The sequence below is a fragment of the Vibrio owensii CAIM 1854 = LMG 25443 genome (assembly GCF_000817815.1).
GTDB lineage: Bacteria > Pseudomonadota > Gammaproteobacteria > Enterobacterales > Vibrionaceae > Vibrio > Vibrio owensii.
This window is the reverse complement of the sequence record NZ_JPRD01000050.1, coordinates 1-14,238: the sequence shown is the minus strand read 5'-3', so window position 1 is coordinate 14,238 and position 14,238 is coordinate 1. Positions and strand designations below refer to the sequence as shown.

Annotated in this window: 7 protein-coding genes and 1 pseudogene; 2 read left to right on the top strand and 6 right to left on the bottom strand. The window is 43.6% G+C overall.

Annotation, left to right across the window (positions count from 1 at the left end; all coding sequences use genetic code 11):
* Positions 1–2 precede the first annotated feature (2 nt).
* On the bottom strand, positions 3–521 hold the full coding sequence (locus H735_RS23740; RefSeq protein ID WP_009705234.1) for an Hcp family type VI secretion system effector: 519 nt from the start codon (positions 519–521) through the stop codon (positions 3–5).
* A 455-nt stretch (positions 522–976) separates the two neighbouring features.
* Between H735_RS23740 and tssH the strand changes: the two genes are divergently transcribed.
* Positions 977–3,655 (top strand): type VI secretion system ATPase TssH, encoded by a 2,679-nt coding sequence (gene tssH, locus H735_RS23735; protein WP_027726660.1) that lies wholly within the window; start codon positions 977–979, stop codon positions 3,653–3,655.
* The gene (locus H735_RS23730) at positions 3,642–5,270 is read left to right on the top strand and encodes a sigma-54-dependent Fis family transcriptional regulator (protein ID WP_020195804.1); all 1,629 of its coding nucleotides are present in this window, start codon (positions 3,642–3,644) and stop codon (positions 5,268–5,270) included. Before tssH ends, H735_RS23730 begins: the two co-directional genes overlap by 14 nt.
* A 69-nt stretch (positions 5,271–5,339) precedes the next feature.
* Here the strand turns inward: H735_RS23730 and H735_RS23725 are convergent, their stop codons facing one another.
* The 5 genes and pseudogenes from H735_RS23725 to H735_RS31235 all read right to left on the bottom strand — a co-directional run.
* Positions 5,340–9,545, bottom strand: a complete 4,206-nt coding sequence (locus tag H735_RS23725; protein ID WP_020197547.1) for an OmpA family protein — start codon at positions 9,543–9,545, stop codon at positions 5,340–5,342.
* Positions 9,521–10,030 (bottom strand): hypothetical protein, encoded by a 510-nt coding sequence (locus tag H735_RS31735; RefSeq protein WP_020197546.1) that lies wholly within the window; start codon positions 10,028–10,030, stop codon positions 9,521–9,523. Before H735_RS31735 ends, H735_RS23725 begins: the two co-directional genes overlap by 25 nt.
* The gene (locus H735_RS23715) at positions 10,023–11,258 is read right to left on the bottom strand and encodes a TolB family protein (RefSeq protein WP_020197545.1); all 1,236 of its coding nucleotides are present in this window, start codon (positions 11,256–11,258) and stop codon (positions 10,023–10,025) included. The genes H735_RS31735 and H735_RS23715 overlap by 8 nt, the downstream gene beginning before the upstream one ends.
* Position 11,259: 1 nt before the next feature.
* A complete protein-coding gene (locus H735_RS23710; RefSeq protein ID WP_027726816.1) occupies positions 11,260–12,978 on the bottom strand; it encodes a hypothetical protein in 1,719 nt (572 codons plus the stop codon).
* A gap of 747 nt (positions 12,979–13,725) precedes the next feature.
* Positions 13,726–14,238, bottom strand: a pseudogene (locus H735_RS31235) (tandem large repeat); the annotation flags it as partial.

The window sequence follows — 14,238 nt, the reverse complement described above, 5'->3', positions numbered from 1 at the left end:
AATTATGCTTCGCGTGGAGCACGCCAGTCGTCGTTACCAGCTGTACCACAGTTTTCGTGAGTTACTTCGATTGCACGGTAAGTCAACTTAAGAACTTCTTCTGTCACGCGGTCTGCAGTTGCAGCATCTTGACAGTGGTTCATGCGAGTTTGGATATCTACAAGTAGCGCATCAATCAGTTTGATTGAGTAGTAGTGCTCTTGCTTACCTTGAACTGAAGTACGGTAGAAACGAATCACACATTCAGGAAGTTTTTCACCAGATACTAGTGCGTTGAATAATAGTGGAGAAGAACGGTCTTGAACTTTAGTTACAACAAGTGGGCGGTGTACACGTTGACCTGTTGGCTGACCGCTTTGTGGGTCACGTGGCACTGTTAGCACGTGGTCTAGCTCTTGTACTAGGAACTCATCAACGTGAGCTTCTTGCCAAGTGTTACCTACAGAATCTGCAGAGTAAGTATCTTTAGTGATGTGACCTTGAGTTTCACCTTGGATAGACATATATGCTGGAGTTGGCATCGTTATTTCCTTTTCTAAAATCTGTTTTGTTTAAATCACCAAATCGCTTATCACCGCGACTACTTGGTATAATCAAACTCCGTGCCAACTTTTATAAACCTTTAAATACAACAACTTAGAGAAAAATCAGCTTTATTTATCAATTTATTAAGTACAATTTATTGGATGAAAAACCAAAAAGTTGGATTCAAATAATAATAAATTGTTTCGATTATAAAAAGTGAAAATAACCATATATTTAAGGCAGAATAAAGTTAATAACACTAGCGATTTAGGCACATTAACCAATAATTAATTCAGAATAACAATGAATATTTATCAGTGGTAAATAATCACACTAATATCATCATTAAAATCACCAACAAACGATAGTCAAAATATCTTGATAAAAAAACCGCACTGTCACTTTTAGTATAATAGCCGCTACCTCTTTTCCTCTAAAGAATAAAATGGCTATGATAAATATAAACCTTTCTTCATTAATTCAGCGTCTACACCCAATTGCAAAAGTGGCATTAGAAGACGCCGCTGCACTTGCAGTCTCTGAAAAAGCAAACGAAGTTCAAATTGAGCATTATTTACTGAGTCTATTAGAAAGGCCAAATAGTGATTTTGACGTCTTATTAAGTCATTTTGATTGTTCTGAGAACTTATTAAGACAATCGGTTCGATCCACACTCGATACCAACGCCAAAGGAAATGGCAGCAAACCTGTTTTTTCTGCTTTATTAATCGAATGGTTACAAGAAAGCTGGCTGGTTTCTTCTTTAGATCTATCCGAAACACAAATCCGCTCTGGCACCCTACTCCTTACTCTTGTTAGCAACCCTCTCCGTTACGGCCAACATGGTTACGCCTCTATCCTTGAAGCGGTAAACCCTGACAGCCTTAAGCGTAACTTTGCAGAGCTAACAAGCCACTCTATTGAGGCCCAAGTTGCGACATCAGAGAAAACACAAGCTCGTGAAGATGGTTCTGCACTGAGCAAATTCACGACAGACTTCACTGGTAAAGCACGCAAAGGCGAAATCGATCCTGTCTTCTGCCGTGACCAAGAAATCCGCCAAATCGTGGACATTCTTGCTCGTCGCCGTAAAAACAACCCTATTGCTGTTGGTGAGCCGGGCGTTGGTAAAACCGCAGTAGTAGAAGGCTTGGCACTTAAGATTGTACAAGGTGACGTACCAGACAACCTCAAAGGTGTTGAGCTTTACGGCTTGGACATGGGTCTTCTGCAGGCAGGTGCAAGCGTAAAAGGTGAATTCGAAAAACGCCTAAACGCGGTATTGGATGAAGTGAAAAACTCGCCAACCCCTATCATTCTTTTCATCGATGAAGCACACACCCTTGTTGGTGGCGGTAACCAAGCAGGCGGCAGCGACGCTGCAAACTTGTTAAAACCTGCCCTAGCACGTGGTGAAGTGAAAACCATCGCTGCGACAACATGGTCGGAATACAAGAAGTACTTCGAGAAAGATCCAGCCCTTGCACGTCGTTTCCAATTGGTAAAACTCGACGAACCGTCTCCTGAGCAAGCAGCATTGATCATTCGTGGTCTTCGCCCTGCATACGAGAAGTCACACAATGTTTACGTGCGTGATGACGCCATCACTGCTGCGGCAGCACTTTCTGCTCGTTACATCTCTGGTCGTCAACTGCCAGACAAAGCGATCGATGTGCTAGATACGGCGTGTGCACGAGTGAACATCAGCCTTAATGCCATTCCTGCTTCTGTTGAGACTCTGCAGCAAGAACTTGCAGCTCAACAGCGCGAGCTAGAAGCTCTTGAGCGTGACGCTCTGCAGCAAACTGGCGACAAGCACAGCCTTGCTAACATTCCAGATCTAAAACTGGCAATGGAAGCAACGAAAGAAGAGCTAGCAGAACAAGAAGCGCAATGGCACAAAGAAAAAGAGCAGATCCAAGAGATGATTGCTCTACGCTCTCGCTTGCATGAACTGGTGTTTGGCGAAACAAACGAAGAAGAGCTTGTTGCAGACGAAGATTCAGAACAAGAGCAAGACGTTTCTCCATATGCAAAAATGGATGAAGAAGCAGTTCGCATTGCAATTTCAGCCTGCCAAGAACAGTTAGACGCAATCCGTAGTGGCAACCCACTGGTTCACTTTGAAGTGGGTCCAGATGAAGTTAGCCACGTGATCTCGGACTGGACTGGTATTCCAATGGGTAAGATGCTTCAAGACGAAGCAGAAACCACACTAAAACTGAAAGAAAGCCTAACACAAAGCATCAAAGGCCAAGAATACGCTATCGATGCACTGTCTGAAGGCATTCAAACCGCAAAAGCAGGCCTAGGCAACCCAGACGCACCGACGGGCGTATTCCTACTGGTTGGCCCAAGTGGTGTGGGTAAAACCGAAACGGCTCGTACGATCGCTGATCAAATGTTTGGTGGTGAGCGCTTTATGACGACCATCAACATGTCTGAGTTCCAAGAGAAGCACACGGTATCTCGCCTAATTGGTTCACCTCCGGGATACGTAGGTTACGGTGAAGGCGGCATGCTGACAGAAGCGGTACGTCAACGCCCATATTCTGTTGTACTGCTAGATGAAGTGGAAAAAGCCGACCCAGAAGTATTGAACCTGTTCTACCAAGTGTTCGACAAAGGTACGTTAAACGACGGCGAAGGCCGCACCATCGACTTCAAGAACACGCTGATTATCATGACCAGTAACCTTGCAACGCACGAGATCGAATCTTTAGTTCATCAATCAAAAGACATCGATGCAAACATCATCGCAGAAGCTATCCGCCCTACTTTGAACCAACACTTCAAACCGGCGCTATTGGCACGTATGTCTGTGCTTCCGTTTGTTCCGCTGTCTGATGAAGCAATGACAGAAATCATTCACCATAAGCTGAACAAAGTTTCTCAGCGTCTACAGAGCCATCACAAGCTGTCTCTGAGCTACGAAGAAAGTTTGGTTGAGTTCGTACTAGGTAACTGTCGCCTTGCTGAAACGGGCGCGCGTAACATCGACGCGGTTATCAACCGTCAGTTACTGCCTCAGCTCTCGACTCAGCTACTAGTGCATGACAAGGATGATTCACATACGCAAATCGAAGTGTCTGTCGATGAGCAAGGAACACTAACCTATGCGTTCAGCTAACCATAGCGAACTTAGCAACGCCCTACTTGCGATCAGTCAATCTTTGGCTGATCGCAGCCAGCTTACCCAAACCTTGGATGCTGTGTTGACCGCGGCGAGACAAATGACCCTCGCAAAGCACGGCATCATTTATGTTTTGGACCAGACTGGTCAGGCGTTGATTCCAAGTACCGCTCACCATAACGATAAAACGATTGTTTCCCACCCTTGGGAGGCATTGCAGATTGATTCCGCTAGTGAGAACGACCCATTTAACTTTGCCATTCGCAATGGTGAAGTGGTATTGATTAACGAGTTGTATAAGTACAACGGTTATGACTGTGACAGCATCTATCAAACTGAGCAGACGCTAGGGCTAAAAAGCGAGAACTTGCTGGCGTGGCCTTTGATTGATAGCGAAAGTAAGACCATTGGACTCTTGGTCTTGCTCGATTTAAATGTTATCGACAATGAGGCTGCATTAACAGAGTTTTGTCGTATGGCTGCGAGTAATATTCGCCAAGCAGTTTGGTTAGAGCAATACGGGCAAGTGATTAAAAGCCTCAGTGCCGATAATCAAGCCCTAGTGCGTGAGAACACTCAGCTCAAAAAGCGTACCCAAAAAACCTATCAGGGCCCGATTGCAGAGAGCGAAGAAATGCTCAATGTCTTGAATCGTCTTGATAAGGTGTTATCTCTTCCTGTCGACGTTCTGTTGCGTGGTGAAACTGGTGCCGGTAAAGAAGTGATCGCGAAATACATTCACGAAAACTCTAACCGAGCAGAACAACCTTTGATCGTTCAAAACTGTGCGGCTATTCCAGAGCAGTTGTTGGAATCTGAGCTTTTTGGGCATAAGAAAGGTTCATTTACGGGCGCAGACAAAGACAAAGTCGGCCTGTTTGAAGCAGCCAACGGCGGCACGCTATTCCTAGATGAGATTGGCGATATGCCAATGCTACTGCAGGCAAAATTGCTGCGAGTGCTACAAGAGCGTAAAGTTCGCCCAATCGGCACCAGCAAAGAGATTGAAGTGGACGTGCGCGTTATCGCCGCAACCCACTGTAATCTTATGCAGCAAATCAAAGATGGTGGGTTCCGTGCTGACTTGTTCTATCGCTTGAACGTATTCCCGATTACGCTGCCTCCCTTGAGAGCACGCAAGTCGGACATTCTCCCTCTCGCAGAACACTTCGTGCAACACACCACCAACACGCTAGGTTTACCGCAAGCACCAGGGTTAAGTGCCAACGTCCGTAAACAGCTTCTCGCGTACCCATACCCAGGCAACGTGCGTGAGCTTAAAAACATCATCGAACGCTCGGTACTGCTGTCCGATTTTGAAACCATCACTCACATCGAATTTGGTGAACAAATCCCAGAAGATACGCCAAGTGTTGAAGTAAAAGCGGCATCACCTGCCCCAGAACAACCTGCTTACGAGCCAGCACAAGCGGATTTAGAAGACGCTTCAATGGGCCTTAAGGACGTTGTCAGCCAATACGAGCGCACAGTGATAATCGATTGCTTAAATGCCTGTAATTGGCACACCAAGAAAGCCGCTGAGCAATTGGCACTGCCAATGAGTACCCTCAACCATAAGATGAAGAAATACGATATTTCTGCTGCGGGTTAAGCGAGAAGCGAGAAATCTTACTTCAGTTTCCATTGATAAGAAAAGAAAAACCGCCCGAAGGCGGTTTTTTTATTTATTGAGAATCGACGCTTCAATGATAGTTGCTAAGTATGGGTCTCTAATCCAAGTTACCAAACGTTCTGTACGCTCTTCTGGTTTCAGTTTTGCCCAGTTGATGTACATATCTTTATCAACTTTATAGCTTGGGTCTTCACAATCAGAAAAATAAGATAACTCATCTACATTTTTGTACTGCCTGCCCAACGACATCTCAAAGCTTTCAAGTTTAAACGGCGTTTTTTCCGCTATATTACGTTGTACTAGAGAGGACACCTTTAGAACTGCTTCTTGGAATCGACCAGATGTCGAGACAACGGGTCCAAATGGTCGAAGCCCCTTGATTTCTTGCCCGTTCAGCGCTTTAAATGCGAACTCGAAACGAGACGCGTAGACCACCTTACCATCGAAATCTTCATCCATGTCTATGTTGGATAGAGCCTCAGAGACAAAATCTGCGTCTATATTTTTGTTAATCACATCGCTGTCATCTAGCGTCCATTTAGAACCGTCTTTCTTTAGTATCCCAATATAAGTAAGGTTACTTAGATACTCAGGACCAGCGGTAGTTTCAGATCCGAATACGGCTTCATTATCAAAAGTAGTAGATAGCTTTAGTGAAACTGGAACACTCTGCCATTCGAGGTTTTGTCCCTCATATGACTCTTTTCTGTGCTTGCCACCAATAAGCATAACTTCCATAGCGAATGACTTATTCGAAGTCCAATCAAAACCTTTGAGCTCATCAGCAGTAGTGAACATACTGTCTTCGTTCATAAACTGTCGTTTATTTCCGTAGTTGACCGCAATCGCACTGTGCTTAATGTCATCGATAACAGGCTTAGTCGGGCCTTTATGAACTTTACTATGTAAGACAAAATCTAGCGTTAACAAATCTTTCTCTGACACACTATTTCCGTTCGCTATAAAACCCGATTTAGCAGAGAGTGTATAGTTATGGTTTGTATCGACCCCGACAGGAATCTGTCTAGGTGACGTAATAAATCGTCCGACTGTCTTGTCCACTCGTACTGGTAGCTTATAGTTGCTTCCAGATAGAGTGAACTCATAGGTCATATTTTTGAAGCCACCGCTGTTTACATATTCTTTGAGTACATCTTGTTGGGAGTCAATTTTTATCACCTGCCCAAAAATCGGACCGAGAGCAACTTTAGATAAATAGCCACTATAATCAACTAAATCATGCTTGGCGATCAAAGGCTTCACACCAGAGAAGACATCATCACCAAAGTAAAAATACGGCTCAAACTCACAACCAATCAGGACTTTGCCGTCTGCTTTTTCCGCCTCAAAAAATTCGGCCAACTCACCTTTGGGGTCTACACTAAACTCCTCGTGTTTCATCGGTTTGAACATCAAATTAAACTTAGGCCCACTGGTATTAAGTAAACCATCAGTACGCTGATAAGACATCTCACACTGAAACACATTTGACGTCATCTGTTTCAGACTTTGTTTGCCTAACACCATTTGCCACTTCAAACGGTGGAAAGGCGATAATCGCACCTTTTTATTTGCTTTTAATCGTACCTTCTCCCACTCATCAAAGGTGACCCATTTGGAGTTGTCATGAGGCTCAGAGACTAATAACCTAACGAACCCTAGGTCCTCTTCTGATAATTTTTTAGACTCAACATTAAATTGTGTAGCAAACTCGACTAAGCCTCGTTGTTGATCACGATTATAGAGCTTGTCTTGCACAGGAAACGCGACATTAAACGCCCCAGAAACATCTTTCCTTTTTGGAGCAATATAGTTGGCTTTGTTACGAGTGATGATTTTTTCAGCGATTTCTTCACCGTAACTTTCAACTAATTGCTTGTGTCCCTCACGACGCATGAGTTCTTGGAGCCACAAGTTACACAAGTTTTCTTTTAACTCTGTGTTTAATATCCAGCTGTCGGTTTCGATGTATCGCTGAATGTATTCATCGATGGCTAAAACTTGCCACTGCTTTGTGAACTCTTGTTCGCCCTCAGCACAAGCTCTTTGAATCAAAAGTACCAAACCATTAATAGCAAGTGCACGGCGTTGATAGCGCTTAATCAACTCCTTTGCACCCGTTGCTTTTCCTAGGTGCTCGACTAACGCCTCTGAAGACGTAAAATACATCTCGGTCAATTGAGTATTAATTTCAGCCAATGAATCAATAATCTCTGTGGTTTCATGGCTAAGTTGTTCAATCGCAGATATGCTTTTTCTAACTTCGTTGTAGGAAGACAAGTAATAATCGAAGAGCGCAGAGTCTAGCAACTGGGCGCCACTCATCAGCATTTTCCCGCCTTCTTTGACAACGAAAAAGCCTCTTGCTGCCTGTCCTATTATCGGAACATAGCAAGCCATACCAACGATCATCTCGAAGATAGCTAGCTTGAGCTCTTTTGCAATTGCTTCTTCTCCCAAGTTCGCATTTAACTGAGCTAAACGCGCTTGCTCCATAGCCTTAAAGCCGAGTCGACTCGGTGGAATTCTCGCCGCAAACTCTTGTAGGTAGATTCGAACCTCAACACGTCGGTTAATATTAAGTTGCGCGTTTTCGCGTTTGATTTCGTTGTTTGGTACCTCGACTATCGGTCGACGTTCGCCAAAAAATCGAATGTCACTAACTGAAGAAAAGAACTCAACAACATGCTGCGCTCGCTGTTGCGAAAGGTTTTGGTTATATTCTGAATCACCGTTTTGACAGGCATGCCCTTCGATTTCGACAACGGCATTTGGAATCTTCGATAGCTCTTTATCAACAGCAGCCAAATACGACAAGTGCAGGGCTTGAACCTGGTTGTTATCAAAAGGAAAAACCAAGCGTAAACCGGCACCTTTATGGTCTTTAACAAACATTGCACTGTCTTCAGCAACGTCATTAGGAATGCTGTCAGTAAACGTTACATTGTCGCCTAACTTATCTATGATTTGCTTAAGTAGTAATTCCCCACTCTTCAGACTTTCTTTCCAGACTGGTACCCAGTTCAGGTAATCGCGTGATACCTGCTCAAAATAACTTTTCCTGAGTTTAGCTTTCTCTTCTGCTAAGCGTAATTGCTCGCTTTTGTCAGTGATCTCTTTTATCTCATAGAAGGTGTTGATTGCATTGAGCCCTGCACCAGCAAAGGGCGACAAAAAGCTTTTGATACTGCCGTTACCTGTCAACCACGTTCTTGCAGCACTCCCCGCCACAACGTGGGCATTACCATTTCTCGCAGGTTCAATAACCTTGGTAAAGAACTTACTTTTATCAAACCCTTTCTCTTTGAGAAGCGTTTTTAAGCCCACTTGTGCTGCACGCTCAGATTCCGATGCTGCTTGGCGTAAATCTTGAAGAGTTTGGTAAGCTGCTGCGGTCGCCGATACGCCAAATGAAAACTCCAATGCCGAAATCATGGCTGGAGGTAATGCGCCCTTGTCCACTTGCCCCCAAAACGTATTTGCTAAACTCCCAATCACATCATGTTTACTTGATGGGTTTTGATGAATATTAATGCCAGCATTAACCAAACTTGGTGTAACTTTTGTGCCAACCTCCCACAGCGCAGCACTCATACTGGCAGTCGTTCCGCTATTCTCTAGGTTTTCAAGCTCCCCCATTCGGAAGGCTTGTAGAGCTTTAAACTGCGTAGGAAATTGGTATATCAAAGACTCTTCAAGTGAGATCATGTCGCCCGCAACAACCGCGATCTTACCAAACGGGGTTGTTTGGCTGAGCGTGATGTATTCTCGCAGCTCGAAGCTGACTTTAGTAACGATCCCGAAATCATCGTACTCTTTGGTTACATTGGTGGCATTCTGTGCAAATTCGGGAATTACACCTCCAAACTTTCGGTCGAAAACCACTTCTATGGTGTACATACCATCAGTAAAAACGTCCGACGCTAACGGAAATAACGCTATTGGCCGACGCGAGCCGCTGCTTTTATCAAGTTTAGCCTGCGTTACAACATCCTCATATTGCATGCTTTGATGTGCGCCCGTTGTCTCGTCGAAACGCTTTATATCAACCACAGCGAGGTCATAGTCATCGGTTGAAAATACTACGGCGAGAAATGAGAACGTTGGCACGATAAAACCACGAATTGGCTTATCTTCAGGAACAGAGTCATACCATTTATTATATGCAACTTGCTCATCAGTTAGTGCTTGAGTGGCTACTTCATATTTGGGCGCAAGTTGTGAGCGCTTTACTTCTGTGACCGCGTATTCCACTTTTTTTCTAGCGAGTTCAATGTTTGCTTGCTCCCATGTCCCTTTAGACTTCCTAAGATAGAGACAAGGTCTGAGCACACCTTTTTGATTGGCCGGGCATTACTCTGCGCACCAATCGCCAACTCTGTAAGCATTGACCATTCAGGAAAAGACAGCTTGTACGTCTTCTGTGTTAACTCATGTACTGGCGAGCGCAGTGCCAAAACCTGATTGACGTTGGTTTTTGGTTTTTTCTGAACAGAGTTGCCCAGTACATGCAAACGACCTAAATCGTCTGTCGCCCAAAGGGCAGCGCTTTCCTCACCTAGATTTATGGCAATAGGAAGACGTGACATAAGGCGAATATTTTTTAACTCTTGTAATGAGGTAAGATCTTTTTCAGTATTGAGTGCTTTATATTGAGGGTTCTGTACATCACCAACATTAGGAAAATCGACGCCAAACAAATAGATATCTGTTGGTAGATACTTAAAGTCGTTACTCATCGTTATCTACCTCCAGAAAACGCCCATCATCGGCATCTGCGTTATAGAGTACTGGTGTTATCGCGTTCTGACCAGATTGAATCACTTTCCAGCCTTGTGCGCCTTCACCATTCATCTTATAGCGGTAATCTGCCCCATAACGCTTGATCATTATTAAAGCTGTGCCAGTTTGCGTTTCATTGCCGTTGTTACTAATGTTGTCCACTTCCGCATAAACTTTCTTTTCATCGCCTTCCTTAGAAAACGCGAGCCAAGTTTTATTTTCAACGTTGATCAACACCTTACGATACGAGTTTATTCCCCATACATACTTACCATTGGGGCTGATCGCAATTTGACGGTAAATGCGCTTCTCAATATCGACAGAGTCTTTAAACTCGTTTTCAGGCAAAATAGCGTATAAGCGTTTGAGCGTCTTGGCGTCATAAACTCCAACCCCTAAGCCCGCTGCATTGATTAACTTACCATCTACAATGACCGTATTTTCAGACAACGGTACGTCCACCTCTTCTTTGACTCCTGTCGCGAGTGTGTATTTGAAGCGCTTAAAACCGTCTGAGAAATAGATGTAGCTAGAGTCGTCCGCCCAGACCAAATAAGGCTTGGTGCGCGCACTGCCCAGTTGAATAGTCTGTTGCGTTTTTAAGTCAAAGATCGCTTTTATCAGAGGCTCGCCATAACTGTATGCGTATGCCACATAACGATTATTCGGTGAACGGCTCATCATAAAGGTCTGTGGAGATGCCGTACTTGGCATATCATCTGTAACTAAGCGTAAATCTGTCCCATCGATTTTCATGCTCCAGATTTTGTAGCCATTTTCGTAATCGTTTACGAGAGGGTCACGAGAGCTGACATTATTCCACCAAAACTGAATTCGAGGTTTGTCATAGGAGCTTGCATCAGATAAATTTTCACGAGGCCACTCTTTTGCCCGGCGAATCGCATAGCCTGGTTTGACAGGAACCGTGCCCGGATACTCTGGCTTAGAAAGGTCTTCAGAATAAACAATAAAGTTGTGCTCACTTTGCCATTGGCAGCGTGGTCCTGTCACATCTTTGCGTTCTAATGACGTTGTTTCACCAACGTTGTAACAAGCCTTTTTAGTGGGGTCTTTTTCTACGGACTGTATTGTAGCAGCATTCGAAGTTTGATTACTTTCTTCACCACAACCACTTAATAACGTCGCTGTCGAAAGAAGCATGATACTTAACGTTGTTCGTTTCATTTTATAATAGTTCCGTGAGCTCAATATCTTGATAAATTACTGACATTAAGACCGTTTTATCTGAGTTATGAGATCGGCAATGACGGGTTAGATTGACCCTTTTAACTTCTGGTAACCAACCACTAAACACGACTTCTTTACAATACTGATTCACAAACTCAGCCTCGCGCAAAAAAATCTTTTGGCTCCATGTTTCATCAACACACGCCAGTTGGAAATAATCATCTGGTTGATCGCATTGGGGGTTACTCTTATAAGTAATTACGATGCCTTCGCTTGGGGAGTTAACAACAGCGGCAGCAACACCCTGCTCTTTTTGACTGACGACATTGTAATCTGATTTGCTTAACACTTGAGTATCTAGATTCGGCAGCGAAATCACAGGTTCGGAGCTCGCATCAAAGTTATGAGCAGAAGAATAATCACTGAGGTCTACTTTAACCGCTTTCTCGTTATTCCCGCTCTTTAACTCATTGAGTTGCTGAGTATTGAGTTGAGCCCGAGAATAATAAAGAGCAACATCACTCTGTACGCTGCCGTTGATTTTGTATGGAAGCCAAATATGAGGCAAAGGAACACCAAGCGGCTCTCTCTTAGTTTTACTTCCAGCCTTAAATGGACTCAACTCGGTTTGAAGTAATTCTCTGTATGTTTCGCCTTCATTAGGCCAATCAGCGACCACTACCTCAACTTCTTCTCCCGTAAGACCAAAAACACGGGCGCAAGCGTATTCGTCCAACACACCCTCATAGACTTTTTTACCGTCTTGGTACAGCTGAAACGCTTCCCCTGACAGAAATGCTTCGGAGTCTTCATCATATAAGCTGATATCGACCGATCTTTGAGGCGAGGACTTAGTGCTTTGGTAGAGTGATAGATCGACATCAGAAAAGCGTCCGTCGTTTTGAACTTGGATTTCTCGCCAAACTTCTGATTGCCAAACGACATAAATATAACCGCGATCAATAGATACATACCCTGAATCAATCTTATGAACTGGAACTACCGGCACCAACACGTTATCCCACTCATCCATCTGAGTTTCTTTATCAATGGGTTGTAGGTCTTCGGCAAGTTTAAGCAAGATTGGCTGAGGCTGGTCGGAACAAGGGACTTTGATATAGAGCGTCTTACCCTCAGCTTCGAGATCCTTAAACGTCGCAAGGCTCCGGTGTTTGTTCTCTGTATCAGCCTTTCCTATTGTGACTTTTTCTTTTTGAGCGTCCGTTTTACCCAACATCAAACATGCTGCATTACTAGACCACTGCCCTGCAAACTCGACAACGATTTTTTGATCTGGGCTTGGCTCAGAAGGTACATGCGTGTAATTACGAACTAAAGCAACATCATTAGTAACCTGCTTGTAACCCGCTTTAAAAACTTTGCTTTCATTCGAAGCAGATAAAGAGTCAACGAGTGTTTTAAGTCTAGGGAAGCTTTGTAACTGAGAGTCAGTTAATGGCGACCTACGAACAAAGGAAGATAATGAGACCCAACTGCCTTTGCCAAGTTCGGCTCTGATCGCTGCTAGCAATCCGCTGGTCGTTTTTTTAGAAGAAAGAGAAATCTTTTGCGCAAACTCTTTAGGGAGGTTTCTAAGGATGTCATCTGCATTTCGCAAACGCGAAAGCTGCCCTATACACTCGTCTGGTGTAAGAACATAAGATAGCTCGCTGGAGGATAGCTTCGAGCTAGGTATAAATTTGCAAACTAAATGCATTTGAATTCTCCACAACCAACATCGTAAATATGGTTGCGGTGACATTTAAGCTGATAAGGCTTACAAGTACGATTTGGTGCGCTAATGCTTATAACATTCAATCACATAGAAAAATCAACAAATAAGCTAAAAGCCACCCAAAAGACACATTCGCTAGCAAATAAGTCATTTTAACTACAGAAAAAGACAAAATAACTAGACATTAAAATTAAAAAGAAGGATTAAAATAAAAGGAATTTTTTTATTTTTGGGCAGAAGTTAACAGTTTCGATACAGACAATAAGGGAGCGAAGAAAGGCTCTAAAGCAATGACCTTCCTCAGTAACAATAAATAATAGAGTTGCTACTGAGGAAGTATGAATAAAAAAGGTGAGTGCGTGTCACACCCACAAAAACGCGTAACCGCTTTGATGTGATGCTAGGCTGGTGTCACTTCATTACGATTACACAACTGTCAGGTAGTACCCTACCTTATGCAGAACTCTATACTTGGGGTATAGCGATGGGTGTGACTATATAATATTGCGACATATTCTCAACGTGGCATATTCACCACCACATTCTGGAATTGACCACCACAATCACACCAATACCATCTAAAAACAAAATAGATATAGTCATTCTAGATATTTGACCTTGTATAAAGACCATCAAATCATCTGTCGCAATTATTAGAAAAAGCTAATCATTTGACTTAGATCACTTAACACCAAGTAAAAAGAAAGCGAGCTAAATGCTCGCTTTGTATTACGCAACCTTTTTCAAGGCTATATCTTCCTTAGCTATATACAGATAATCAGAGACGGAAAGCACTTTAACGATAGTGCTCGAATAGTTAAAAGTCGTATTGACCTCAGTAGCACTTGCAGATAGCGAATTTGTGCCATTTGCATAGACAGTAATTGTGCCCTCTTTCAAAGAAGACAAATCAAGATCAACGGTCCATGTTCCATCACTGAGCACAGATGCATTACCAGTAGTTGGTTTATCATCAGCATCAACAGCTCTGATTTCTATTATTTCACCCTCTTTAAAGCGAGTACTTGTTCCATTGACAGTTACTGTTGTATTACCAGACACATCACTGATGGTTCCCATAGTGATCGTTGGTGTAATTGGCATTGAGTGGCTGCTGTCATCTGCGCCTGTGTTACCTGACAAGTCTTGGTAGTCTTTCACCACCAAACCTACGGTCAACCCTGACGTGACGGGCACGACAACGTCACCAGTCCAGACTTTCGCATCCGCTGTCTTAGTCAG